Raw genomic sequence first — 23,800 nt, forward strand, 5'->3', positions numbered from 1 at the left:
CGGGCCGCTCCGGTACGCCCGCCACACCCCGACACCGCCCCGCCACCCGCCTTTGAGCCGCCGGTCGGGCGGGAGCAGCCGCAGCCCACCCGGCCCTAGACTTCCCACATGCCGACGATCTATCTGACAGGCGAGGCGAAGTCGCCGAGCAACAATCCCATCACCACGCAGTGGGGGCTGTTCTTCGTCGGCCTGGTGGTCAATACTGAGTCCCACGTCATCGTCGAGGCTGACTGCTCAGCCACGCTCCCGCTGACGATCCGGTTTGTCCGGGAGTTGCTGGAGGGACATTCACTCCTCGAGGATGATGCGCTGATCGAGTCGATCACCGAGAGGTATCACGGTTCCTCGCAGAAGGCGCTCGCGGCCGCTGTCCGCAACGCCTCGGCGAAGTATCGCGACCTGACGGCCGACCCGACGGCACAACCCGATACGCATCCGCCCGCCCGGGACTGAACCGAACCGGAACCAGTCGGAAGCACCGCAGACGACGCCCTGCCCGGCGTACGTCCGGCGTTGCTTCCGACTTTTTTGTTTCTCCAGGCCCGGGTCCGCCCCCAAGGAGCCCCCGTGATCACCGACGGCCTGCTGATGCTCGGCGTCCTGCTCGGACTGTCGTGCGTGTTGATCGTGTTGGAACGCACGACGGAATGGAAGTTCTTCAAGTACGTGCCGGGCATGGTGCTGATGTACCTGCTGTGTGCCGGCCTCAACTCGCTCGGCGTCTTCAGTCAGGACGACGCGACCCGCGCGCCGATCGGGGAGGTCAAGGACGTCCTGCTGCCGGCGATGATCTTCCTCTTCCTTTTTGGCTGCGACCTGCGCAAGATCTTCAAACTCGGCCCCAAGCTGCTGCTGACGATGTTCGTGGCCTCGGCCTCACTGTTCATCGGCATGGTCGTCGTGTACGCCATCTTCCAGGGCGCCCTGCATCCGGAGGCGTGGAAGGTGCTCGGCGCTCTGCTGGCGTCGTGGACCGGCGGCAGCGCCAACATGGTCGCGGTCCAGGACATCCTGCAGGCACCGGAGAACATCTTCGGCTATGCCCTCATCACCGACACCATCATGTATTCGGTGTGGCTGATGCTGATGTTTGCCTCGGTCGCCGTCTCGCCGCGCTTCAACAAGTGGACCAAGGCCGACACCTCCTACCTCGATGCCCACGCCGGCGAGGAGGACGAGGCCGACGCGAAGCCGGTCACCACGGCCTCGCTGGCCATCGTGATCTTCGGTTCGATCCTGGTGTCCGTCCTCTCGATCTGGATCGGCGGACTGCTGCCCGAATACGGCGAGGTCATCAACGGCACCACCTGGAGCATCCTCATCGTGTCGGTCGGTGGCCTGCTCGTTGCGCTCACCCCGCTGGGCCGCACGGCCGGATCCAGCGAGGTTGCCAGCCTGATGCTCTTCGTGGTGATCGGGCAGATCGCCTCCGGCTCGGACTTCTCCGCCATCACCGAGGCGCCGCTCTATCTGCTGGTCGGCGTCCTGGTGCTGATCGTGCACATCGCGATCATGCTGCTTTATGCCAAGCTCGCGAAGGTCGAGCTCTTCTCGCTGGCGGTCGCCTCGACCGCCAACATCGGCGGCATCGCGTCGGCGCCCGTGGTCGCGAGCGCCTTCAACCGTCAGCTGGTGCCGGTCGGCGTGCTGTTTGCGCTGATCGGGTCCTTCGCGGGCACCTTCGTCGGCCTCATCGCCGCCCAGCTGATGTCGACGCTGTGACCGGGCAGCTGCGGGTTGTCGGCGTACGCCAGCATCGGCACCGGGCCGCGCTGCTGCGGCCCTTCGTGACCTCGGCCCGGCGCACCGAGGCCGTGGAGTACGTCGTCGCCGAGGTGGAGCTGGCCGACGGCAGCATCGGGCAGGGGTCGGCCGCGGAAACGGTGGCGGTGACCGGCGAAACCGCCGATTCGATCCAGGCCGCGCTGGCCGGGCCGCTGCGCGCCGCGCTCGAGGGTGCGAGCGGGACCGTGACCGAGCTGGCGGCCGTGATCGCCGCAACCGATGCCGGCAGCAGCGCCCGTGCTGCCCTCGACATCGCCCTGCACGATGCCTGGGCACGGTCGCTGGGCCAGCCGCTCGTGTCGGCGTTGGGAGGCGACCCGGACCTGGTCCTCACCAACGACATGACCATCTCGCTCGAGGCCCCCGACGTGATGGCGGGGCACGCCCGGGAGGCGGTTGCCACCGGCGAGGAGATCCTCAAGATCAAGCTGGGCCGCGACATCGAGGAGGACCGGCGCCGGCTCGCGGCGGTCTGTGAGGCGGCACCGGGCGTACGCCTGCGGCTGGACGCGAATCAGGGCTGGACACCCGAGCAGGCCATCGAGATCATCAACGGGTTTGCGGCCGGGCCGTGGCCGATCGACCTGGTCGAACAGCCGGTGCCGGCGGCCGACCTCGCCGGGCTGGCCCGGGTGCGGGCGGCGGTGGAGTTGCCGATCATGGCTGATGAGGCGGTTTGGACGGCGGCCGACGCGCGCCGGATCGTCGAAGCGGAAGCGGCCGACTTGCTCAACATCAAGCTCGCCAAGACCGGCGGTCTGGGTGAGGCGCTCGCGATCGCCGACGTGGCGGCCGAGGCGGGACTGGCCTGCATGGTCGGCGCAATGATGGAGCCGCGGATCTCGATCACTGCCGCTGCGCACCTGGCCTGCGCACATCCCGCGATCACCATGATCGACCTGGACCCGCCGGCCTGGTTCACCTCGACGGCCCCGGCCGGTGGATACCGGCAGCAGGGCTCCCAGCTCAGGCTGTTCGGCGGTCCCGGGCTGGGACTGGAAAGGCTGGCGGCCGAGACCGACCTGTCGTCATGATGGTCAGCTCGTGGTCAGCCCGCGATCGCGGCACCCCGGAAATGAATCGTGTCCTCGAGTGCAGGGATCCGCATCTCGACGGTGATGGCCCCGGCCTGGTCGTGGGGGACGGCGAACGCGATTGAGGCCGAGATCGACTCGCCGGGGGCAACCTCGTCGCCGAAGCCGGTGCCGTAGTTGCCACCGTGGTCGCGGACCATCTGGGCGCCGGTGTCGAACTCCCCATAGAACAGATGCACCACGATGTCGCGCGGGTCGAAGGGTTCGCTGCCGAGGTTGCCGCAGACCACGTCCACGGCAACCAACTCGCCATTGGTGCCTTCGGCGCCGTCGGTGGTGCTGTCCGCAGCGGCCAGGGTGGCGCCCTCCACCGAGAAGATCAGACCCTCGGGATACTCGGCCTGCTGTTCGAACGTGAACTCACTGCCCTGCGGGCTGGTCTCGGGGACCTCGAGCCGGTCATCGGTGGGCTCGGGCACCGGTGTCTTGCCCGGTTCCCCCGCAGACGGTTCGCCGGTGGGTTGCGGCGCGGAGGTCCCACCGCCGCGACTGGGCGGCGGCTGGGTGGCGCAGGCGGCGAGCGGGACGAGCGCGGCCGCGCCGAGCGCGCCCAGGAGATGACGACGATCCATGGGATTCAGGTTAGTTGGCTGCACGGCGTACGCCCGGCTGCGAACCGCGCACTGCCGAAACCTGACCCACCCGGGGGAAGCGCTAGCGTGACGCCCATGGATTTGCAGCCGCCCCCGCCCGCGACCGTGCCGGCCGCCCATCTGAGCGGAGTTCCCGGTGGCGAGGTACGCCCGCGGCCCGGTGACCGGGTGGCGCTGCGGATGTCGAAATGGGACGGCAGCCCCCACTGGGCCACCGACTTCACCTACCTTGGCCGCGACGAGGCCGGCCATTGGTTGGGCGGGGCGGTCGGCGAACGGATGTGGCGCCCCGGCGCCGACTTCGGTTCGGCGATCGCGTGGGTGCGGTGCGTACCGGACCTGGAGGGCTGGATCGCGACGATCGATCAGCCGCCCCACCTGGTGCACCACTACGTCGACATCGCCACGCCGCCGCTGTGGCAGCCGAAGGTTGGCGCCGGTGAGGTTGCCGCCGAAGGCTGGCTGGTGAGCAGCGTCGACCTCGACCTGGACGTGGTCCGGGACCGGCGGCTGCGCGAGGGACACGACGACGTCGTCTGGGTTGATGACCGCGACGAGTTCGCCGAGCATCAGCGCCGCTTCAACTATCCGGCGCCGCTGATCGCGCGCGCCGAATACGACTGCGACACCGTCGAGCAGCGGGTCCGCGACCGGGTCCACCCCTTTGGTGACTGCGGCGACCGCTGGCTGACCGATTGGGTCGCGGCCGCAGGCCAACCCTGGAATCCGGCACCACCTGAAGGGCAGCCATGAAGATCGTTCTGGCTTGCGACGCGTTCAAGGGATCGTTGGGTGCGACCGAGGTGCACCGCGCGCTGGCGGCCGGACTTCCCACTCACACGGTGGTGTCGCGGCCGATGGCCGACGGTGGTGAAGGCACGGTCGAGGCGCTGATCGAAGCCGGGTGGCAGGAGCGCGCCGTGACGTGTTCCGGGCCCACCGGCGAGCCTGGCACGGCGCGGTGGGCGTACGCCGACGGGACCGCTGTCGTCGAACTCGCTGACTGCTGTGGCCTGCTGCGGCTACCCGACGGACTCGCCGGGCTGACTGCCAGCAGCTGCGGTCTGGGTGAGGCGATGGCCGCCGCGTTGACCGGGCCGGATCCGGTGGAACGGATGGTCGTCGGCATCGGCGGGTCGGCCAGCACCGATGCCGGCCTGGGGATGCTCGCCGGCCTCGGGGCACGACTGAGTGATGCGACCGGGGCGCCGATCACGCCCGGGCTCGCCGGAGCGGCGGACCTGATCGAGGTGGACCTGTCCGCGCTGCCGACGGCTCTGGCTGAGGTCGAACTGGTGGTCGCCGCCGACGTCACCAATCCGCTGCTCGGCCCCAACGGTGCAGCCGCGATCTATGGGCCGCAGAAGGGGCTGACCGCCGAGCAGATTTCCGGGGCGGATCCGCTGCTGGCCAGGGCTGCAGACCTGGTCGAAGCCGCCACCGACATTCGCGGTCTGCCGCGCGGGACATCCGCCGTACGCGAGCGGCCCGGGGCTGGTGCGGCCGGCGGGGTGGGGTTTGCCCTGCTGGCCCTCGGCGCGAGGTTCCAGCCCGGCGTGGAGCTGGTGGCCGACCTGGTCGGCCTGGCCGAGACGATCAGCGGGGCCGATCTGGTGGTCACCGGTGAGGGAAAGCTGGACCGGCAGACGCTGTCGGGGAAGGCGCCGATGGGGGTGGCGCGGCTGGCGCGAGCTTCCGGCGTACCGGTGGTCGCCGTGTGCGGTCGGCTGGACGCCACTCCGACCGAGGTCACCGAGGCAGGGTTTGCGGCGGCGTACGCGCTGGCCGAGCTGGAGCCCGATCCGCGAGTGTCAATGGCGGAGGCGGGGCGGCTGCTGACGGAGCTGGCGTCGCGGCTGCTGGGCTGAGGTCTTCGGCAGGGTTGCCGGTGGTCCAGTTGGGTTCCGGTACGCCCGCCACACCCCACGCCGCCCCGCCAGCCGACCTTTGAGGTGCCGGTTGGCGTGGTTTTCGTACGGAATCGACCCGCACTCAGCCCTCGGGTGGCCCCGTGACCACCCGGGGCACCGGGATGCCGGCTTCCTTGAGGGCGAGTTCGCCCTGTCGGAGCATCTCGCGTTCGACGCCCCACTGGGCGCCGGGTGCGGTCTTGCAGATCAGGCGTACGGTCAGCTGCCCCGGTGCTGAGGCGACCACGCCCTGGACCTGCGGGTCCTCGAGCATCGTGGTCGACATCGACGGGTCGTTCTCGTGGATCTGCTTGGCGGCGTTGGCCAGCACCGTGATGGCCTGGTCGACGTTGGCGGTGTCGGAGATGAGGAAGTTGACCACGGCCCGTGACCAGCCTTGGGAGTGGTTGCCGACCTCGGTGATCTCGCCGTGCCGGATGTACCAGACCTGCCCGTGGAAGTCGCGGATCCGGGTGATGCGCAGGGTCACCTCTTCGACGGTGCCGGAGATGTCGCCGATCTGGACCTGGTCGCCGACGCCGTACTGGTCCTCAAGGATCAAGAAGGTGCCCGACAGGAAATCCTTGACCAAACTCTGGGCGCCGAAGGCGATCGCGACACCACCCACGCCGGCGGAGGCCAGCAGCGGCCCCAGCGGCAACCCCAACACCGACATGATCATGAGGATCGCGACGGTGGTGATGATGATGGTGGACAGGTTGCGCAGCAGCGAGGCGACGGTGCGGGTGCGCTGGCTGCCACGGGCGGAGGCCCCCAAATTGGGCAGCTTCACCTTGCCCTTGGCCTTGCCGGTCTGATGGGCATGCCGGGTGGCCCGGTTCACCGCCACGTCGGTCACCCGCTGGACCGCGATGCTCACCACCCAGCGTGCGGCGAGCGCGACCACCACGATCAGTCCGATCATGATGAGCGAGTCGGGCCAGACCCAGGTCAGCGGCGAGTCGGGGACATCAATCGGCGGCAGGGTCTGCAGCGGGACCAGTCCGCCGAAGCCTCCGGTGAGGGAGGCCTGGGCAGGGAGGTGGCCGAGGAATCCGTCGAACGCCATGGCGGCCAGCTTAGGTCAGCGCGCCCCGTACGCCAGCCCTCACCTCGTCTCGACAGCCGGGGGTGATTCGGGGCAAGATGTGCCGTACGCCCCGCCGGGCGGACGTGATTGGTGACACATCCATTGACCACGTACGATGGTGGGGCCTGACTGGCACCACCCAAGCTCTCATGAACGCCGATTGCGTCTGCAGGGCGCTGGCAATGGCAGTCAATGCGGCGACTCCGGTCGTCGCCGGTAGGAGAATTATGGAACCCTGGTGGGTTTGGGCGATCACGATCGTCGCGATCGCAGGATTGCTGGCGTTCGACTTCTTTGCGCACGTACGCAAGGCGCACGTCCCGACGATCAAGGAAGCGGCGGTCTGGTCGGCAATCTATGTCGGCATTGCGCTGCTCTTCGGCGTCTTCGTTTGGGTTTTCGGTGGCATCGAGATGAGCATCGACTACTACGCGGGCTATGTGACCGAGAAGGCGTTGTCGGTCGACAACCTGTTTGTCTTCCTCATCATCATCCAGAGTTTCCGGGTGCCGAGGGCTGATCAGCAGAAGGTGCTGCTCTTTGGCATCGTCTTCGCGATGTTCGCGCGCGGTGCCTTCATCGCCGTCGGCGCGGTCGCGATCAACCAGCTGTCCTGGATCTTCTACATCTTCGGCGCCATCCTCATCCTCACCGCCGTCAACATGATCCGTGGCGAGGCCAGCGGCGACGATGACGAGGACGAGGCGAACAACTTCATCATCCGGTTTGCCCGCAAGGTGATGCACACCTCGGATCACTACGACGGCGACAAGCTGTTCACCTACGAGAACGGCAAGAAGGTCATGACGCCGATGCTGCTCGTGATGGTGGCCATCGGCGGCACCGATGTGCTCTTCGCGGTCGACTCGATCCCGGCGATCTTCGGTCTCACCACCGACCCCTACATCGTCTTCACCGCGACCGCGTTCTCCCTGATGGGCCTGCGCCAGCTGTACTTCCTCATCGACGGCATGCTGGACCGCCTCGTCTACCTCAACTGGGGTCTGTCGATCATCCTCGGTTTCATCGGTGTGAAGCTGGTGCTGCACGCGCTCCACGAGAACACCCTGCCGTTCCTCAACGGTGGCGAGCACTTCGACGTGCCGGAGATCACCACGCCGGTGTCGCTGGCGGTCATCCTGGGCATCCTCGCCATCACGATCGTGCTGTCCCTGGTCAGCAAGACCGGCAAGGTGCAGACGATCGAGAAGGGCGGCGCACGGTACGCCAAGGAGTTCCTGTCCGCGGATGCGTACACGCCCCGTGATGACGTCGAGCAGGCCTGGCGGATGCTGACCTGGCGTGAGCGTCAGTTCAGTGAGCTGCCCGACGACATGAAGACCCGAGCGGACGATCCGGAGAAGCTGCAGCAGCTCTTCGCCGACGCCCACGCCAAGCGCGCTGGGGGCACCGAGGTCCCGGACCCGGGCGCGTACCCGCCTGATCCCGGCACTCCCTGACGATCTCCGATCTGGTCAGATGACGTGATCAACGCCGCCGGCGTCACCTTGCGAGGTGGCGCCGGCGGTGCGTTGTCCGGGCGTAGTCGGGTCGGCCGGCCATGCAACCGACTGCAGGGGCGTACGCCGGTCGCTAGGGTTGGCACAGCAATCTCACGAGGAGCAAAGCGCGCGTGCCGATCTTTCAAGCCAGCCTGTGGACAGGCTCGATCACCTCGGCGCCGCCGCTGCGTGATGGGCAGCCGGCCTGGCAGCGCAAGGCGATCAAGCTGGTCGGCAGCATCTGGTTCGAGGGGCTGGTCATCGCCGTCATCGTGCTGAACTCGGTCGCGATCGGCGTCCAGACCTATCTCGAGACTGGCACCCGTCTGTCGCGCACCATCGAGGTTTTCGACGTCGTCCTGGTGGTGTTCTTTGCGGTGGAGCTGCTGCTGCGGTTCGTCGCCCACGGCCTGTCGGTGCGGGCCTTCGTCCGCAATCCGTGGAACGTCTTCGACTTCATCGTGGTGCTGGTCGCCTGGCTGCCGTGGATCAACAGTGCGTGGACCGTGTTGCGCGTCGTACGCCTGCTCCGGGTGGTGCGGCTGCTGCGGGTGATGCCCGACATTTCGGTGCTGATGGAAGGCATCCGGCGGGCGTTGGGGCCGGCGTTCAGCCTCGGCAGCATCATCGCGCTGGGCACCTACATCTATGCGGTGGTGGGCTATGTCGCCTTCGCCGATGTGGCGCCGGAGTACTTCGGCAACATCGGCGAGGGCATGCTGACGTTGTTCGAGCTGCTCACGCTGGAGGGCTGGAATGACACCCTCAGTGACCTGCGTGCGGCGTCTCCGTGGGGGTTGATCTACACGATCGCCTTCGTGCTGTTCGGGACCTATGTGGTCGTCAACTTCGTCGTCGGCGTGATCGTGACCAGCCTCGAGGATGCGTACGAGGCCAAGCGGGGCGTCAGCGAGGACGACATGATGGTCGTCCTGCAGCGCCTGGAGGACAAGATCGACAGGCTGGAACGCGAGCGCGACACGGCGATCGCCGATGTCACTTCGACCGAGGAGCCGGCGACGCCATGAATCAGCCCACTCCCTATCTGGCGGGGATGTCGACGATCGACATGACGCCGCCGGTGGGGACGCCACTGGCTGGATTCAGCCACCGCGGTTTTCACTCCAGCGTCGGCGTGGATCATCCGTTGCGGGCGGTCGCCCTGAGTCTGGGTGATGGGGCGACCGATGTGGTGGTGGTGTCGGTGGAGTTGGTCGGGCTGCAGGACGATCTGCCCGATCGAATCGCGGCCGGCATCGGAGAGCGATTGGGGCTGGATCGGAGCCAGATCCTGCTCAACGCCACCCACACGCACTGCGGGCCGGCCCTGCGTGACAACGATGTGCACACCCACGGCTGGATCGATGAGGCTTACCGCGAGGAACTCATCGGGCGGCTCGTGACGCTCGCCGAACGCGCCCATCACCATCGGGTGCCCGTGCGGCTCGAGCGTGCGGTCGGTCGTTGCGGCATCGCGATGAACCGTCGACGACCGGATCCTGAAGCGCCAGGCCGGGTGGGCCGGGCGATGGCACCCCACCCCGAAGGCCCGAGCGACCACGACGTGCCGGTGCTGGTGTTGCGCGGCGAGGACGGCGGCATCCGCGGGGTGGTGGCCAGCTACGCCTGCCACCCGACCTCGCGCAACGGGCTGTGGATCGGCGGCGACTACGTGTCGTACGCCGTGGACGCCCTGGTCGATGCCACGGCGGCTCAGGCGATGGTGCTGCAGGGCTGCGCCGGGGATCAGAAGCCGCGGCCTGCTGATCCGCGCAGCGCGGTCTTCGGCATTCGGACTCGGGAGCAGGTCGCCGCACTCGGTCACGAGCTGGCCGACGCGGCACTGGCGGCGATGACCGATGCGGTGCCGGTGGCGGGCGCGATTCGTACTGCCTTCGGCACGATTCCGCTGCGGACCGAGGAGGTCGACCGCGAGCGGGTACGCCGGCTGGCCGACTCGTCGCTGCCGCACGAGCGGCGCTGGTCGCAGACCTGGCAGCGCAAGCTCGCCGACGGGGAGGCCACCACCTCCGAGGCGGACCTCGTGGCGCAGGTGATCTCCGTCGGTGAGGACGTTGCGGTGGTGGCGCTGGGCGGGGAGATGACCGTCGAGCACGGCCTGCGGCTCAAGCGTGAGCTCGGTGGGCGCTTCGCCCAGGTGGTGCCGCTGGGGTACAGCAATGGCTTGGTCGGCTATGTGCCGGTGGCGCGCCAGTTCGACGAGTACGGCTACGAGGTGATCGAGGCGAACACGTTCCGACGGTACGCCGGGCGGTGGGCGCGCGACACCGAGGACCAGATTCATGGTGCCGTGGCCGGGCTGGTGGACGGGCTGGCCTGAGCCAAGGTCTGGTCGGACTTCGACGTACGTCAGGCGCGAGCGCGGGCGCGTTCGAGCATCACGTCCTGCATTACCGTCACGGTTTCCTCGCTGAGGTCGACGCCGAGCTGTCGGGCGGTGGTGGCGAGGTCGCGAATGATGGTGTCGGTGGCGGCGTGGTTGCCGGCCTGGTGTTCGGCGCGCAGCAGCACCGCGCGCAACTGTTCGTCGTGAGGCGCGGCGTACTGGGCCTTGCCGATCGCCCACCGAGCCAGTTCGACGTTGCGTTCGACCAGAGCGCGTTCGCCGAGCTCGTGGCCGACATCCCGGATCAGTTGTGCCATCTCGACCCGTAGTCCTTCGGCCCAGTACCAGTCACCCGGCGCGACATCTGCCAGCGGCGCCCCGCGGACCAGGTCCAGTGCCTGGGCCAAGATCTGGGTCGGCGTACGGCTGAGTCCCAGAGCGACCAGCGCCTGGAACTCCTTCCAGTCGGAGGTGACGGCCGGCGCCAGTCCGATCCGGCCGCTGTACGCCTCCGGCAGATACGGCTCGCCGCCATCGTCATTGCCCAGCCAGGCGCGGAGTCGACACATGTTGGAGCGGCGAGTGCCTTCGGCAATGGCCAACGCGTCGGCCATCGTGCGCGAGCTCAGGCCGGGATGCTCGAGCAGCCAGGTGGCGTACTCGATGCACTGTCGCGGCGCCCGCGGCGGGCGAGGTCCGCGGCAGCCCTCGAGGGTGACGGGTCCAAGGATGCACAGGGTCGGATGGTTGCGGTTCATCGGCGAGTCCTTCGGCACGGGCGTGCGGGGACGGAGGGGAGTGACGGTGGCGACATCGTCGTCGTCGGGATCAGACACGCGTACGCCGGCCCACCAGGCCGGTTCGTGCTGGTCGTCGCCGCGGGCGGCGAACAGGGCAGTCAACGCCGCGCGGGCGTCGGCATCGATGGACTGCGGGGTCAGGGCAAAGGACCCGATCGGGGTGCGCAGTTCCTGACGGGCCAGGTCGAGGACGGCCTCGGCGTTCGGGTCCCCGTCGACCCAGCACAGCCCGGGCCGCGGGTCGGCGGTGACCTCGGTGGGTTCGCCGTCAGCCGTCAGGGCGACCCAGGGCCGCCAGGCGTCTGCGGTGTCGGGGGCGGTCAGGCGTTGGCTGAGCGCGCCATGGTCGCCGTGGTCAGACTGGCGACGCTGGTCGGCCTCTCGGTTCATCGCCGCGGCAGCCGAGGTGGCGTCGCGGAACCAGCGCACGTGTCCGGCAGCCATCGCGGTGACCAGGCTGGCGGGTTCGCCGGTGATGAGGACCTCGATCTCGCCGGGACCCGAACGGCAGCTGAGCTCCAGCAACAAGGCTGCGCTGGCCCCGCGTACTTGTTCGGCATCGCCGACCATCCCGAGGTGTCCGACCGCCTCGAGGTTGAGCAGCACCAGATCGGGACCGTCGGTGCCGAGCGTCGCCAACGCCGGCAGCGGAGAAGGGCTGGGCTCAGCCAGACCGGGCAGGGCATCGAAGCCGAGGTGGTGGGCGCCGGCGTCCACACGCCAGCCGTCGGGCGGGTCCGTCGGCTCGGCCGGGATCACGGTGACCTGGCTGGGGCCGAGACGGACGACCAGCGGTGCCGGGCGAGCAGGATCGGCGTGCCAGCCCACGAGGGCCCGTCCCAGTGCAAGCTGGGGCGTCAGCCTGCGTGGTCCGGCATCGGGTGCGACGGGCGGCGGCGATTCGGGATCGTCCTCCTCGCTGATCGGCGGAAATGCCAGGCGCTCCAGCCGGCTGAGGACCAGGGCGGTCTCGGGGGAGTCGGCCGGGATTCGGTGTCCGACCGGCCGCAGCTGGAGTTGCCAGCGGCGGCGGGTGGCCAGCGCGCCGACGATCGCCAGGGCCGCCAGACCGGCGACCTGAACACCCCACTCCTGGACCGCGCCGTCTGGCGCGGAGCTGCCGGCATCCACCAGCGCGGTCGGCTGTGATTCATCAGGAATCGGGGTGCGATTGCCGGTTGAGGTCACCACCGGCGGGGCAGGTGTGGTCACCGGGGCCTCGGGGGCGGATTCCGGTGTCTGCGGCACCTCCGCCGGGGCCGCTGGCGCCGTTGCCTCGGGGCTGGCGGTGTCATCCTCGGCCAGGGTGGGGACTTCGAGCCGCCAGCCGATGTCGATCTGATCGGGGTCGGCGATCTGGTCCTGGTTGGCGTGGTAAAGCAGTGGCCACAGGTCCGCATCGCCCCAGGTGTCCTCGGCGATGGACGACAGCGAATCCCCCTTCTCCACGACCACCGTCGCGGGCGGAGGTGGCGCTTCCTGGAGGTGCGGGTCGACGGGAAGTCGGAGCTGCTGCCCGGGATGGAGCTCGGCCAGTGGATCCAACCCCGGGTTGAGCGCGACGATCTCGTGCCAACGGCCACCGTCGCCCAGCTCGCGCTCGGCGATCGACCACAGGTCGTCGGTAGCCGTGACGGTCAGGTGGCGGGTGGGGCCGGCTTCCTGCTCCGGGACGGGCGGCGTCTCGTCCTCGGCTGGGCCGGGGGTGGCGACCGGCGCCGAAGCCGCCTGGGCCACCACTGTCTGCGCGGCAGGCGCCTCGGCGATGGCTGTCGCGGGCTGGGACATCACGACCGCGATCAGGCCTGCGGCGAGAGCTTGCGGCCAGCCCAGACCGGGCAGTCGGACCTGATGGCCGCCAATCCGGTTGACGAGTTCGATCAACAGGCAGCCGGTCATCACCAACCAGGCGAACCAGCCGAGCACGGTCAGGGCCTGCAGCACGACCGAACCGTCGTCGGGCTGCAGCAGCCAGCCCAGGTCGCTGGGCAGGTCGGCGGGAAGGTGGCCGAGCCACAGCAACGCCACGGGTGGTAGCACCACGATCGCGATCATGGCGACCAGCGCCGCACCGCGCGCAACGAGCCCCGGCGGGCGGTCGGTTGAGGGACTCATCGGTGCCTCCGGTAGGTGTCGAGCGGTGCCTCGGCGGTGGCGTCCAGCACCATCGAGCCGGGCAGTCCGGGCAACAACAGGTCGGTGAGATCGGCGGTGCACCGCAGCGTCGCGGTCACCGTGCCGGCGGTGCCCGGCGTGCGGCCGAAGTCGCTCAGGTCGAGGTCGATCTCGACTGTGGCGCAGCCGGCCGGCGCGGCGCTGGCCTCCACCAGAGCGGCCACATCGGCCCTGGCTTGGTGGCTGGAATCGGCGTGCGCGGCCAGGCGTACGGCGTCACCTGCCAGATCGGCGAGCTGGGCGCGGGCGGACCAGACGCGACCACCTCCGGCCAACAGCGCGATCATCATGACGATGACGGGCACCAGCAGGGCTGCTTCGACCGCGCCACTGCCACGCTCATCGCGGACGGGACGAGGCATGGTGGTGAGCTGGTCGATCATGGTCGATTCCCGGGTGCGAGGGACTCAGCGCTGACGCGTTGGCTGCCCATCGGGCCGGGGACATCGCCACTGACCACGACGGCGACCAGACGCCCACGGGGCTGAATCTGCACCTGGACGGCACGTAACCCTCCCTCGATCGCGAAGCGCTCGGCGGCGGCGGTGGCTTCGGGAGCTGGGCGGCCACTGGCGACGACATCGACGCCGATGGAGGCGGCATCCCGAGCCACCGTGGTGCCGTGGTGGTGCATCCCCAGGTGCAACCCTCCCAGCAGCAGCCCGAGCAGCAGGGGCGTCACCAGCGCCCACTGAACGGATTCGGACAGGCCGCGCTGGTCCGCGGCCGGCCTCATCGCGGCAGGTTGTTCTGGACGAAAGCGATGACGGCGGCGACGACGATCCCGCCGACGGTCACGGCCCCGGCAAGCAATATCGCATTTTCAGTAGATTGCGATAGACCTCGCTCGTTTCGCTGGTCGGGGCCGGCGAGCAGCCACGTCATGGCGATGGTCAGGGCGGCCACGGTACGCCGGGGCAGCTGGGTGAGTGTGGACATGTTTCCTCCTGGGTTCAGCCGAGAAGCAGGCGCATCACGGCGGGGACGAGAAAAATGAGACCAAAGACCATGGCCGGAATGACCATGAAGAAGGTGAGGCGTTCCGAGGCGGCGTGGGCGGTGATCTTGTCGCGCACCAGGTGCTCGGAGCGCAGTTCGGTGACGCGGTTGGCGAGGGCCTCGCTGAGCGCTGCGCCGGTCTGTTCCATCTGCAACACGTCGACGAGGTCGTCGAGCAGTGGCAGCTTCCACTCCGCCGCGAGGCGTCGCAGGTCCTGGTAGGGAGAACGCTGCTGCAGCCGGGCGGTGTCCAGACAGCGGCGTACCCGCAGAAACACCGGGGTGTCGGACAGCGCCGCGGCGGCGCCGAGCGCTTGGGTCGCGCTCATGTTGGCCAGTCGGCCTAGAGCGACCAGGTCGAACATGGTCAGCAGCGACTCCGCTGCGTCCCGCTGGTCCACCGCGTGGGTGCGCCGCAACTGGAGATCGGGGATGAACCATCCCACGAGCCCGCCCAGAATGCTGAGCCCGGCGGGCACCTGCCACGACGCCAGGCCGAACCAGAGGAACGCTGCTCCGATGATCCCCGGCATCAACAGTCCCAACACGGCGTGGATGACCTTGTCGACCAGGAACTCCTCGGGGGTCAGGCCACGTACTTCCAGCCGTGCCCGCGTGGACGGGCTGACCAGGCCGGGGCGCCGCTGCACCAGCCGTGCCCACCGGCCGCCAGTCGGCGGTGCCGCTTCGGTGACGGCGGACAGTCGAGCCAGACTCGCCCCGAGTGGTGCCGGCCGACGCATCACACCGGCCACCACCAGTGCGATCCCGGCCATCACCGCCATGCCTGCCACCACCGCGGTCCCGATCTGAGTGATCATGATTGACCACCCAGCAGGATCCGAGCCCGGCGACGCGGCACGGTGAGTCGTCGCATCCCCAGCAGGGCGGCGAGATAGATGCCGACCAGCACCGTCAGGATGACCTGGCCGACCGGAGTGGCGTACGGCTCGAAGAAGCTTCGCCCGACCACCAGTGCAGCAGCCAGCACCACCAGGGTGATCATGGTCACCTGACGCACCACGACGCGCGGCTTGGCGCGCTCGGCCTCGATGTCGCGCAGCGCCGAGAGTCGGTGCTGCAGTGCGGCGGCCAGGGCCCGCAGGCAGGCTCGAGCACCGGTGCCGCCGTTGGCCGAGGCCACCATCAGCGCTGCGGCGACCGAGTCCACATCAGGTTCGGAGAAGTCGTCGGCAAAACCGCGCAGGGCTCGTTGCGGCGGCGACCCGTCGTCGATGCGAATGATCATGGTCGCGATCGGCTCGCGCAGGATCACCGGGGCGGTCCGGGCCGACGAGCGAATGGCGTCGACCAGGGAAGTGCCCGTGCCGAGGACGCCGATCAGTTGGGCGACCCAGCGATCGAGCGCTTCCAAGCGCGTGATCTCGTCATTGGGCGGCGCGCTGAGCAGATAGGGCATGAGGGCGACGGTCACCGGGACCAACACCAGCATGATCGGCAGTCCAGTCAGCGCCGCTGCGGCGATCCCGCCGAGCAGGGCGACGATGCCCGTACGCCACCAGCGGGCAGGAACCTTGATCGGTTTCCACACAGCTGTGGACAACTCTGTGGATCGTCGCAGCCCGGCCACGATCAGCAGGGCTCCGCCGACCAGCGCGACCCCACAGGCCACTGCCACCGCGGTCATGATTCTTCCTGTTCGTACCATGCCGAACGGAACGGTTCGAGCTCGCTGGCCATGGTCGGATCGGGATGGAACAGCTCCGCAGATTGGGGGCCGGCTGCCTGATACATCAGGTGGGTGCTGGGCCAGCCGCCCTCCATCGCGCCGGTCAGCTGACTCACCTGGCCGATCACGCGCCGCCGGGTTCCGCCGCACCAGGTCTGGTCGTCCAGGCGTACGTGGACCAGCAGGTGGATGTGATGGGCGATCTGTCGGTACGCCTCGGCGATGCTCCACATGCCGCCCTGCGCGACGCGGGCGGCGAGCCGGTCGATCGTCGATCCGGCGGAATGGGAGTGGGTCGTCGCCATGGTGCCGGCGCCGGACTGGAGCGCCTCGAACAGAGCTCCTGCCTCGGCGCCTCGGACCTCTCCGACGATCAGCCGGGACAGATTCTGGCGCAGCGCCTCGGGGAAGAGATCGGCGACGGTCACCTCGCCGATCCGGGCGCCTAGGTGTTCCTCGCCCATCCCCACGCGGGCCTGCAGTGCGAGGATGTTGCTGCGACCGGGCTGTAGGTGGGTGAGCAACTCGTAGTCGGTCTCCAGGGTGCCGAATCGTTCGTTGGTGGGGATCGCGGCGATCAGTGCACGCAGCAGGGTGGTCTTGCCGGCGCCCTGATCGCCACTGATCATGATCGATTTGCGTGCCAGGACAGCGGCATGGAGGAACTGGGCCAGGTCCAGCGGCATCATTCCCGACTCGACCAGGTCATGGAGTCGGACCTGGGTCAACGTGTGCTGCCGGATCGTCACCGACGGTCGGTGTGCCAGTCCGAACCCGATCGCATGGAGTCGGAACCGGTCCCCCAAGGCCAGGGTCATGGTCGGATGGGCCGGGTCGAACGGGCGAGTCGGCGTGGCCGATTCCCCCAGGAATCGGATGGATTCCACCAGCTCTTCGTCGGTGTCGGCCACCGGGGGATGGGTGCGACGGGTGCCGTCGCCGTACTGGACCACCACCGAGTCGGAGCCGCACAGTTCGATGTTCTCCGCATCCGGGATCTCGAACAACGGCTGGAGTCGGCCATACCCGTAGATGGCGGCCTCCACCGCACGTACATGGGAGCGCTCCTCGGCCAGCGACCACAGCGGTCGGCCTTGGCGGGCCAGGCTGTCGGCATGTTGACGCACCACGACCTTGATCACTGAGCGTCCCAGCAGCCGTTCGCCGGTGCTGTCGAGGGGTCCGGCGGCGCGACGTTCGGCGACGGCTTCGGCAATCTCCTGGGCTGCGGTACGCCGAAGCTGCGCGACGGTGGGCCAATCGACGACGTGATCAACGGCGGCAGCGCCGGCGTCGGCAATGTGGGGTTCGGAGGCTGGCCCGGCGCCGCCGGATGGGGTGGCGAAGAGCTGGATCGAGGTGAGCTGACTCATGCTGCTGTCCTCCGCCTGGTGTCGCTCGCTGCGGCCGCGCTGAGTTCGGTGACTCGACGCCACCACGCCGACCTGGCCAGCCGGCGCGGCGCCGAAGTGCCGTGGCTGTAGTGGCCAGCCGCGACTGGATCGTGGGGGATCACGCCGCGCAGATGGACCGTGAGCTGTTCCTCGATCTCGGAGTCGGCGTACGGTGAATCGCCGACCATGATCAATGAGACCGGAGGGGTGGGGTCGGCCTCCCGGAGTGCGCCGAGCTGCAAGCGCGCCGAGGCCAGGCCACGCAGGTCGCCACGACAGACCAGCCAGATCTCGTCGGCCAGGACGGAGATCTCGTCCGGCAGCCGAGGGTCGCGGCCCAAATCGAGGATGAAGCCGCGGCGCGGATCCTCAGCGGTCAACGAGGCGATGGCGTGGCCGACTGCTCGCCAGCCGGCGGCGAAGTGTTCGGCACTGCCCGGGTGTGGGAAGCCGGGCAGGAACCAGCGGTCAGGACCGGGCGCGGCGGGCAGTCGCATCAGGCCGGCGCGAAGTGCCTCGCGAGGTTCGCTGCCCTCGCGCAGGCTTGAGCTGAGGCCGAAGAGTCCAGCCGAGGGCGCCTGCTCGCCCCGCAGGAATCCCGCCAGCACGCTGTGATCCGGGACCGGATTGGCGTCAATGACCAAGGATTCGCCGGGCCAGGCGGCGCCGAGCGCGAGCGCGAGTGTGGTTGCTCCCGGCGCCCCGCCGCTACCAAGGAGTGCGATGGTCGTCATGACTGCTCCGCGGTTATCAACGCGAGCCGATCGGTCGCGGCCAACTCGGCGACGGTCGGCCCGTGCTCGGCGGTCACCCACACGTCGACCAGCACCGCTGACCCGTCCTCCGAGGGTCGCGCGTCGATGGCGGTGGTGCCGGGGAATGAACCGCTGGTGGTGGCCGTTGGGTCCGACCCGGGCGCGGCGACGATGATCAGGGTGACTGCGGTGCCGGCTGGCAGCAGTTGGGTCGGCGTACGGCCCGGCGTCAGGCGCAGACCGACCTGGACCATGCCGGGGCGCGGTTCGGTCTCGCTGAGGCTGTCGGGAGTCAGCAAGCTGCCGCGAGGCAGGTCGGTCGCCGCGCGGGTGCCGATGACCGAGTCACGTTGGGAGGCCGGCACCGAGTCGACGCCGGGCAGTTCGCCGGCTGGCACCACGCGCAGGTCCTCGGCCTCGATCACTTCGCCGCGGCTGACCCGCTCGGTGACCGCGAGGACCTCCTCGGTGTGGACCGCCTGGCTGTAGAGGAAACCGCCGCCCAGGCCGCCGAGGCAGATTGCGAGCACGCCGGCCGCAATCCACGTCGGGCGGCGTCGTCCACCGCTGGTGCTCGGGTTGGCCATGCGGTCCCCTCGGTCCGGTCAGGCCACTCCGACGGTGGGGCGGCCCGCTTCCGACCACACTTCCAAGAGACGTAAGGACGGCGCTAGGTCCAATCTGAGAATCACCAAAGAAACGCGTGAGAGTGCGGCGCGTGCGGATGCGGAGTGGTGTTGATGCGGGAGCGCGCTCCCTGCGTACGCAAGCGTGCAGAAACGACGGGCAGATCGCCCGACATGCTCCTGTGGCGCAAAGAGCCCAGAATCACCGTCGTTTCTGCACGGCGATCGGGTCAGGGCCCAGAGGTGGGGCTGAGCGGCGTACGCCTCAGTCGAGGTCCTCCAGGCGACCGACGGTCCAGCCTTGGCCCTCGACGTAGGAGGCGTAGTCGCCGGTCTGCGCTGTCAGCAGGAACTCCTCCAGCCACGGGTTGAGCGCCGCGACCCGTGCCAGGTTCCAGACCTGGAAGGTGCTCTGGTCCTGCAGCTGTTCAGGGCGTTCGAGCTGGGTGAAGGCGACCAGCATGCCGTCCTCGTTGGTCTCGAACCACCGCACCGGATAGTCGGCCACCAGTTGGGTGACCATCACGGCCTGGTGATCAAGGTACGCCCGGTCGTGGCGCTGGCCGGTGCCCGGACCCGGCGGGGGCCCGGGAGGCGCCGGCAGGGCCGGACCCGCTGCGGACGATTGAGGTGCGGGTGGTTGAGCTGCGGGCGCCGGTGGGCGAGTGCCGCCGTGGGGCGGCTGGTCGGCGGGGGCGCCGTGCTGGCCCTGCAGAGGCTGACCGGGCCCGGCTGGTGCGCCGTGCTGGTGCGGAGGCTGGCCGGCTCTGGGTCCGTCGAACTGGCCACCAGGTCCCGTCGGCTGCTCGTCCGGTCCGCCGTGCTGGGTGTGCGGCACGGTGTCCGAGGGGCCCGCGTGGGCGCTCGGGTCGGGCTGCGGCGGCAGTCCGGTGGGCGGGGCAGGGGCAAAGGGATCGCGAGGCGCAGGGGCAGACGGGCTGCCGGGCGGTGGCGGGACCACCGCATGGCGTTCTTCATGCTGCTGCGGCTGCTGCGGCAAGGGTGCCGGTCCGGCCGCAGGGTTGTCCTCGGGGCCCGGTCCTGCCGCGACCCGCTTGGGTGCGGGCTCGGAGCCCGGGGTGTCAGGACCGGCAGCTGCGGGGGAGGTCACCGAGGCGCGCCGGGCGGCGTCGGCCGCGGGGGTGGCTGCTTCCTCGGTGGCGGTTTCGGGTGCGCTCTTGCTGTCGCCGGCCAAGGCGTTGGCAATGTGGTCCGGCTCGCCCTCGTCCGCGCGGAGCCCGGCGTCGCTGCCGGGCCCTGTGTCGTCGCCGGTCTCGGCACCGTCGCGGATCTCCGGGGCGGGTCCTTCGGGACCTTCGGCACCGGCGGGACCGGTTGCACCGGTGCCCGCGGCTGGCGCGGGCACGTCCAACGGCTGGCCGTCCTCACCAAACAGTGAGCCGCCACGTTCCACGTCGGCGAGCGCAGCTCGGCGTTCCCGGCGGGCGTGGTCCAGCGGCTGCACGCCCCGAAGCGCGACTGCCTTGCCCTCGTCCTCGGTCAACAGGGCGACCGTGTGCAGGGTGCCCACCCGCTGTCCGTTGTCATCGACCAGCGCGTCGGCGGCCGACGGGTCGATCACCAGCGCCTGGATCTTGGTCCCCCGCAGCAGCGGTTCCTGGTTGATCCAGACCCGACCCGGCTGCCAGGGCGCCTGCAACTCCTCGACCGAGCGGCGTACGACGACCTCGACGGCGATGGCTGCGGCGGCTGCCTGGTCCTCGAGCACCTCCGCAACGACCTCGATCGGCTCCGCGCCGTCGAAGGGAATCCGCTCCAGCCCGGCGGAGGCCACCGCGGCGTACCGGACGCCGTCGCGCTCGTAACGCCATTCGAGCAGCATGATCGCCCCGCCGATGCGACGTTCGTGCGCGTGGGGGTTGCCGCCGTAGCGGCGCGAAAGGGTGCCGAAGACGGCGCCGCTGCCGTGGCGAAGCGGCATGGATCCGTCAGCGTTCTTCGAGATGGCCATGCCGGAGAGCCTAAGCGACACCGGGGCCCGCACGCCTTCCGGGGGCCTGTGGGCGACATGCGGAAGGGGTAGGCTTCCTCTCACGGATAACGTATTCTTCCGCGAAGTTGTCCCTCAGGAGAGACCAATGTTGATCTTTGACGCGCACCGCTTGGTGGGCCCGATCACCACCGGCAGCGTCCGCAGTGAAACCGCCGCCGGGCTGCGGGCCGAGCTGGACCATCTGGGCATCGCTGGCTGTGCCGCCGTGAGCTTCTACGAGGTGCAGTTGGAGGCGGAAGGGCGCGACTGGCGTACGCGGGTCGGCGACCTCCACGACGAGCCGGGTCTGGTCCCGACCCCGGTCATCATCCCCTCGGTCGGCACGGCGAGCTGGCCGCGTACGCCGGAGGACTTGGTCGCGACCAACCCGGTGATGGTGCGAGCCATGCCTGGCAAGCACCAGTGGAACCTCACCGGGCCGAGCGCGCAGCGCTGGTGGCCGGTGCTGGCTGAAGCCGGCATCCCGGTGTCGATCAGCGCCACCGAGGGCGGCATCGGACAGGTGGCCGCGCTGGCCGCCGCCCACCCGGACCTCACCGTCTTCTGTCTGGAACCCGGCTATCGCGACCTGCGCCGCGTCGCCGAACTGCTCGCCGAACGCCCCAACGCCTACGTCGAGACCGGCACCCTGATCGCGCCGCGGTCGTTGGAGTGGCTGGCGGAGTCCGTCGGGGCGGAGCGCCTGGTCTTCGGCACCGGCGCCCCCATGAAGGACGACGCCGGACCCCGCTTCCTGCTCGACTACCTGGACCTGCCCGAGGATCAGATCGCCGGCATCGCGGGCGAAAACTTCGCCACCATGGTCGGCCGGGACCTCGCTGAGTTGGTCGGGGCGGGCGCCGAGCAGGCGGACCGGCCGGAGCGGATCGGCGTACGCGAGCACCCCGCTGCTCCGCTGCCCGACGACGGCGGCCCCTCGACCACCCCGGTCATCGATGCGCACGCCCACCTGTCAACCTGGGGCGACTTCTGGGTGCCCGAATACAGCGGCGCCTGGCTGGTCGAGCAGCTGGACCGGATCGGCGTCGACGCAGCAGCGGTGTCGAGCATGCACGGCGTCGGCAACGACGCGGTGCTGGGCAATCAGGAGGCGATCGAGGAGGCCCACGCCCACCCCGGCCGGCTCGGCGTCTATCTGGTCGTCGACCCGCATGACCCCGACCACCTGCCGCGGCTGCGTGACCAGCTCGACGACCCGCTGGTGTGGGGGCTGAAGCTGCACCCCTCGACCCACAACGTCGCCATCACCGACCGGCGCTATCGCGGCGCCCTGGAGTTGGCGGCCGAGGTCGGCGCTCCCGTGCTCACCCACACCTCGCACCTGGCTGCGACCTGCAGCGCCGCCGAATGTGACGCCGCCACCCGCGCAGTGCCGGGGCTGCAGCTGCTGATGGGCCACAGCGGCCTCAACCCTGCCGGGCTGCCGACCTTCGTCGACGTCGCCCGCGACAATCCGCAGTGCCATCTGGAGATCTGCGGCTCGCTCAACACCGCAGCCAGCGTGGAATACATGGTCGCGCAGGTGGGCGCCGAACGAGTCTTCTATGGCACCGACGCGCTCTTCTTCGACCCCCGCTGGGGGCTGGGCAAGATGCGCTATGCCCGCCTCACCAGCGATGACCGCAACAAGATCCTGGGCGGCAACATGGTCGCCCTGCTCGGCGAACGCTGGCATGCCAGCCAGGCGTATGCCAACAACTGACCGACAACCAACCGAACCAGTCGACCACGACCACGAGGAACAAGGGAGAACCATGACCATCGCACTTGAGGGCGGTACGCCGACCCTGCCCGAGAACTGGGCCGCCACCTGGCCGCCGAAGGCCACCCCGGAGCAGCGCGACGGCCTGCTCGACGTCCTTGACTCCGGCAAGTGGGGCTCGACCGCGGGTGAGCGGGTCGACGCCTTTGCCAAGGAGTTCGGCGAGAAGCATGGCGGCCACGGTGTCGCCACCACCAACGGCACCATCGCACTGACCGTGGCGATGGTCGCGCTGGGTCTGGAGGCCGGTGACGAGGTCATCATCCCCTCCTACACCTTCGTCGCCTGTGCCACCGCCGCCCAGTTGATGGGCGTCGTGCCGGTCATCGCCGACATCGACCCGGACCACTTCCACCTCAGCCGCAAGACCATCGAGGCCGCGCTGAGCGACAAGACCAAGGCGATCATGGCCGTCCACATCGCCGGTGCGCCGGCGCCGATGGACGAGATCTTGGCCGTCGCCAAGGAACACGACCTGCGCGTCATCGAGGACTCCGCCCAGGCTCACGGCGCGGCGTACAACGGCCAGCCCGTCGGCAGCCACGGCGACGTTGCGACCTTCAGCTTCCAGTCCTCCAAGGCGATGACTGCTGGCGAGGGCGGCATCCTGGTCGCCAAGGACAAGGCCGTCGCGGACCGCTGCTGGTCGATCTGCAACGTGGGCCGCGTGCCCGAGGGCGAGTGGTATGGCCACCACAGCATCGGCTGGAACCTGCGCATGACCGAGTTCCAGGCCGCGCTGCTGCACCCGTGGCTGGCCGATCTGGATGCCCAGGTCGATCACCGCAACCAGTGGGTCGAGCGTTTCACCGCCAGCCTGCCCGAGGGCGTACGCGTGCTGCCCGCCCCGGAGGGCACCACCCGGCACTCCTACCACCTGGGCCTGCTGGACTTCGGTCCCGGTGCTGACAAGGCGTGGATCCTCCAGGCGCTGGCGGCGGAGAACTTCCCGGTCGCCGAGGGCTACCCGGGGCTGGCCCACATGGAGTCGATCACGGTTCGTGCCCGTGTCGTGCCGACCCCGAACGCGGACGAGCGCCGCGAGCAGGTGGGCTGGATCGTCCAGACCCAGCTGATGTCGGATCTGGACAACGCCGACCTCGCCGCCGCCGCGGTGACCAAGGTGATGGCCGACCCGCGGGCCCGCCAGGCCTGATCTGTGCAGAATGGCCAACTCGATTGAGGTTGCGGGGCCCGATCGGCTCCGCAACCTCAATCGAGTTGACGACACTGCACAGCTTCGTCGAGTGATGCACTTCCG

Annotated in this window: 22 protein-coding genes; 10 read left to right on the plus strand and 12 right to left on the minus strand. The window is 69.3% G+C overall.

All coding sequences use genetic code 11. The annotated features are described in order from the left end of the window. Nucleotides 1–108 precede the first annotated feature (108 nt). From CGZ91_RS09245 to CGZ91_RS09255, 3 genes are all read left to right on the plus strand, one after another. A complete protein-coding gene (locus tag CGZ91_RS09245) occupies nt 109–456 on the plus strand; it encodes a DUF3870 domain-containing protein (RefSeq protein WP_094454524.1) in 348 nt (115 codons plus the stop codon). A gap of 114 nt (nt 457–570) precedes the next feature. Beyond that, nucleotides 571–1,725, plus strand: coding sequence for a DUF819 family protein (locus CGZ91_RS09250; protein ID WP_094454526.1), 1,155 nt, complete (start codon nt 571–573; stop codon nt 1,723–1,725). After that, complete coding sequence (locus CGZ91_RS09255; protein WP_094454528.1) at nt 1,722–2,822, plus strand: dipeptide epimerase; 1,101 nt, start codon at nt 1,722–1,724, stop codon at nt 2,820–2,822. The genes CGZ91_RS09250 and CGZ91_RS09255 overlap by 4 nt, the downstream gene beginning before the upstream one ends. A 14-nt stretch (nt 2,823–2,836) precedes the next feature. Here the strand turns inward: CGZ91_RS09255 and CGZ91_RS09260 are convergent, their stop codons facing one another. Beyond that, nucleotides 2,837–3,454: a hypothetical protein gene (locus CGZ91_RS09260; protein WP_094454530.1), complete on the minus strand. Its 618-nt coding sequence runs from the start codon at nt 3,452–3,454 to the stop codon at nt 2,837–2,839. A gap of 96 nt (nt 3,455–3,550) precedes the next feature. Between CGZ91_RS09260 and CGZ91_RS09265 the strand changes: the two genes are divergently transcribed. Next, nucleotides 3,551–4,228 carry a DUF402 domain-containing protein gene (locus CGZ91_RS09265; RefSeq protein ID WP_094454532.1) on the plus strand — a complete coding sequence of 226 codons (678 nt, stop codon included), beginning with the start codon at nt 3,551–3,553 and terminating at the stop codon, nt 4,226–4,228. Next, a complete protein-coding gene (locus CGZ91_RS09270; protein ID WP_094454534.1) occupies nt 4,225–5,343 on the plus strand; it encodes a glycerate kinase in 1,119 nt (372 codons plus the stop codon). The genes CGZ91_RS09265 and CGZ91_RS09270 overlap by 4 nt, the downstream gene beginning before the upstream one ends. 124 nt (nt 5,344–5,467) lie before the next feature. Here the strand turns inward: CGZ91_RS09270 and CGZ91_RS09275 are convergent, their stop codons facing one another. Next, nucleotides 5,468–6,454, minus strand: coding sequence for a mechanosensitive ion channel family protein (locus tag CGZ91_RS09275; protein WP_094454536.1), 987 nt, complete (start codon nt 6,452–6,454; stop codon nt 5,468–5,470). 248 nt (nt 6,455–6,702) lie between these two features. Here CGZ91_RS09275 and CGZ91_RS09280 point away from each other — a divergent pair, with 248 nt between their 5' ends. From CGZ91_RS09280 to CGZ91_RS09290, 3 genes are all read left to right on the plus strand, one after another. Continuing rightward, complete coding sequence (locus CGZ91_RS09280; RefSeq protein WP_094454538.1) at nt 6,703–7,935, plus strand: TerC family protein; 1,233 nt, start codon at nt 6,703–6,705, stop codon at nt 7,933–7,935. Nucleotides 7,936–8,108: 173 nt separating this feature from the next. Then, the gene (locus CGZ91_RS09285) at nt 8,109–9,005 is read left to right on the plus strand and encodes an ion transporter (RefSeq protein WP_094454540.1); all 897 of its coding nucleotides are present in this window, start codon (nt 8,109–8,111) and stop codon (nt 9,003–9,005) included. Beyond that, nucleotides 9,002–10,318, plus strand: a complete 1,317-nt coding sequence (locus CGZ91_RS09290) for a neutral/alkaline non-lysosomal ceramidase N-terminal domain-containing protein (protein ID WP_094454542.1) — start codon at nt 9,002–9,004, stop codon at nt 10,316–10,318. Before CGZ91_RS09285 ends, CGZ91_RS09290 begins: the two co-directional genes overlap by 4 nt. A 29-nt stretch (nt 10,319–10,347) precedes the next feature. Here the strand turns inward: CGZ91_RS09290 and CGZ91_RS09295 are convergent, their stop codons facing one another. The 10 genes from CGZ91_RS09295 to CGZ91_RS14785 all read right to left on the minus strand — a co-directional run bounded on the left by CGZ91_RS09295 (nt 10,348) and on the right by CGZ91_RS14785 (nt 20,735). Next, nucleotides 10,348–13,239, minus strand: a complete 2,892-nt coding sequence (locus CGZ91_RS09295; RefSeq protein WP_094454544.1) for a LysM peptidoglycan-binding domain-containing protein — start codon at nt 13,237–13,239, stop codon at nt 10,348–10,350. Next, on the minus strand, nt 13,236–13,682 hold the full coding sequence (locus CGZ91_RS09300; RefSeq protein WP_094454546.1) for a TadE/TadG family type IV pilus assembly protein: 447 nt from the start codon (nt 13,680–13,682) through the stop codon (nt 13,236–13,238). The genes CGZ91_RS09295 and CGZ91_RS09300 overlap by 4 nt, the downstream gene beginning before the upstream one ends. Beyond that, on the minus strand, nt 13,679–14,035 hold the full coding sequence (locus tag CGZ91_RS09305) for a TadE/TadG family type IV pilus assembly protein (protein WP_094454548.1): 357 nt from the start codon (nt 14,033–14,035) through the stop codon (nt 13,679–13,681). The genes CGZ91_RS09300 and CGZ91_RS09305 overlap by 4 nt, the downstream gene beginning before the upstream one ends. Further along, on the minus strand, nt 14,032–14,238 hold the full coding sequence (locus CGZ91_RS09310; RefSeq protein ID WP_094449424.1) for a hypothetical protein: 207 nt from the start codon (nt 14,236–14,238) through the stop codon (nt 14,032–14,034). The genes CGZ91_RS09305 and CGZ91_RS09310 overlap by 4 nt, the downstream gene beginning before the upstream one ends. A gap of 14 nt (nt 14,239–14,252) precedes the next feature. Then, nucleotides 14,253–15,119, minus strand: coding sequence for a type II secretion system F family protein (locus CGZ91_RS09315; protein WP_094454550.1), 867 nt, complete (start codon nt 15,117–15,119; stop codon nt 14,253–14,255). Then, nucleotides 15,116–15,946, minus strand: a complete 831-nt coding sequence (locus CGZ91_RS09320; RefSeq protein WP_179229296.1) for a type II secretion system F family protein — start codon at nt 15,944–15,946, stop codon at nt 15,116–15,118. The genes CGZ91_RS09315 and CGZ91_RS09320 overlap by 4 nt, the downstream gene beginning before the upstream one ends. Further along, nucleotides 15,943–17,361 carry a CpaF family protein gene (locus CGZ91_RS09325; RefSeq protein WP_094454554.1) on the minus strand — a complete coding sequence of 473 codons (1,419 nt, stop codon included), beginning with the start codon at nt 17,359–17,361 and terminating at the stop codon, nt 15,943–15,945. Before CGZ91_RS09325 ends, CGZ91_RS09320 begins: the two co-directional genes overlap by 4 nt. Beyond that, nucleotides 17,358–18,116, minus strand: coding sequence for a hypothetical protein (locus CGZ91_RS09330; RefSeq protein WP_094454556.1), 759 nt, complete (start codon nt 18,114–18,116; stop codon nt 17,358–17,360). The genes CGZ91_RS09325 and CGZ91_RS09330 overlap by 4 nt, the downstream gene beginning before the upstream one ends. Next, the gene (locus CGZ91_RS09335; protein WP_094454558.1) at nt 18,113–18,724 is read right to left on the minus strand and encodes an SAF domain-containing protein; all 612 of its coding nucleotides are present in this window, start codon (nt 18,722–18,724) and stop codon (nt 18,113–18,115) included. The genes CGZ91_RS09330 and CGZ91_RS09335 overlap by 4 nt, the downstream gene beginning before the upstream one ends. 304 nt (nt 18,725–19,028) lie before the next feature. After that, nucleotides 19,029–20,735: a hypothetical protein gene (locus tag CGZ91_RS14785; protein ID WP_144276855.1), complete on the minus strand. Its 1,707-nt coding sequence runs from the start codon at nt 20,733–20,735 to the stop codon at nt 19,029–19,031. Nucleotides 20,736–20,862: 127 nt separating this feature from the next. Here CGZ91_RS14785 and CGZ91_RS09345 point away from each other — a divergent pair, with 127 nt between their 5' ends. Next, a complete protein-coding gene (locus CGZ91_RS09345) occupies nt 20,863–22,479 on the plus strand; it encodes an amidohydrolase family protein (protein ID WP_179229297.1) in 1,617 nt (538 codons plus the stop codon). 52 nt (nt 22,480–22,531) lie between these two features. Beyond that, nucleotides 22,532–23,695: a DegT/DnrJ/EryC1/StrS family aminotransferase gene (locus tag CGZ91_RS09350; protein WP_094454564.1), complete on the plus strand. Its 1,164-nt coding sequence runs from the start codon at nt 22,532–22,534 to the stop codon at nt 23,693–23,695. The last annotated feature ends 105 nt before the right edge of the window (nt 23,696–23,800 follow it).

The sequence above is a fragment of the Parenemella sanctibonifatiensis genome (assembly GCF_002250565.1).
GTDB lineage: Bacteria > Actinomycetota > Actinomycetes > Propionibacteriales > Propionibacteriaceae > Parenemella > Parenemella sanctibonifatiensis.

Excerpts from the sequence above, each read along its gene's own strand:
- CGZ91_RS09245 (WP_094454524.1), top strand. The coding sequence starts at position 109 with ATGCCGACGATCTATCTGACAGGCGAGGCGAAGTCGCCGAGCAACAAT.
- CGZ91_RS09275 (WP_094454536.1), bottom strand. The coding sequence starts at position 6,454 with ATGGCGTTCGACGGATTCCTCGGCCACCTCCCTGCCCAGGCCTCCCTC.
- CGZ91_RS09320 (WP_179229296.1), bottom strand. The coding sequence starts at position 15,946 with ATGACCGCGGTGGCAGTGGCCTGTGGGGTCGCGCTGGTCGGCGGAGCC.
- CGZ91_RS09325 (WP_094454554.1), bottom strand. The coding sequence starts at position 17,361 with ATGAGTCAGCTCACCTCGATCCAGCTCTTCGCCACCCCATCCGGCGGC.
- CGZ91_RS09335 (WP_094454558.1), bottom strand. The coding sequence starts at position 18,724 with ATGGCCAACCCGAGCACCAGCGGTGGACGACGCCGCCCGACGTGGATT.
- CGZ91_RS09270 (WP_094454534.1), top strand. The coding sequence starts at position 4,225 with ATGAAGATCGTTCTGGCTTGCGACGCGTTCAAGGGATCGTTGGGTGCG.
- CGZ91_RS09305 (WP_094454548.1), bottom strand. The coding sequence starts at position 14,035 with ATGAGGCCGGCCGCGGACCAGCGCGGCCTGTCCGAATCCGTTCAGTGG.
- CGZ91_RS09330 (WP_094454556.1), bottom strand. The coding sequence starts at position 18,116 with ATGACGACCATCGCACTCCTTGGTAGCGGCGGGGCGCCGGGAGCAACC.
- CGZ91_RS14785 (WP_144276855.1), bottom strand. The coding sequence starts at position 20,735 with ATGGCCATCTCGAAGAACGCTGACGGATCCATGCCGCTTCGCCACGGC.
- CGZ91_RS09350 (WP_094454564.1), top strand. The coding sequence starts at position 22,532 with ATGACCATCGCACTTGAGGGCGGTACGCCGACCCTGCCCGAGAACTGG.
- CGZ91_RS09295 (WP_094454544.1), bottom strand. The coding sequence starts at position 13,239 with ATGAGTCCCTCAACCGACCGCCCGCCGGGGCTCGTTGCGCGCGGTGCG.
- CGZ91_RS09345 (WP_179229297.1), top strand. The coding sequence starts at position 20,863 with ATGTTGATCTTTGACGCGCACCGCTTGGTGGGCCCGATCACCACCGGC.
- CGZ91_RS09260 (WP_094454530.1), bottom strand. The coding sequence starts at position 3,454 with ATGGATCGTCGTCATCTCCTGGGCGCGCTCGGCGCGGCCGCGCTCGTC.
- CGZ91_RS09315 (WP_094454550.1), bottom strand. The coding sequence starts at position 15,119 with ATGATCACTCAGATCGGGACCGCGGTGGTGGCAGGCATGGCGGTGATG.
- CGZ91_RS09280 (WP_094454538.1), top strand. The coding sequence starts at position 6,703 with ATGGAACCCTGGTGGGTTTGGGCGATCACGATCGTCGCGATCGCAGGA.
- CGZ91_RS09310 (WP_094449424.1), bottom strand. The coding sequence starts at position 14,238 with ATGTCCACACTCACCCAGCTGCCCCGGCGTACCGTGGCCGCCCTGACC.
- CGZ91_RS09300 (WP_094454546.1), bottom strand. The coding sequence starts at position 13,682 with ATGATCGACCAGCTCACCACCATGCCTCGTCCCGTCCGCGATGAGCGT.
- CGZ91_RS09265 (WP_094454532.1), top strand. The coding sequence starts at position 3,551 with ATGGATTTGCAGCCGCCCCCGCCCGCGACCGTGCCGGCCGCCCATCTG.
- CGZ91_RS09290 (WP_094454542.1), top strand. The coding sequence starts at position 9,002 with ATGAATCAGCCCACTCCCTATCTGGCGGGGATGTCGACGATCGACATG.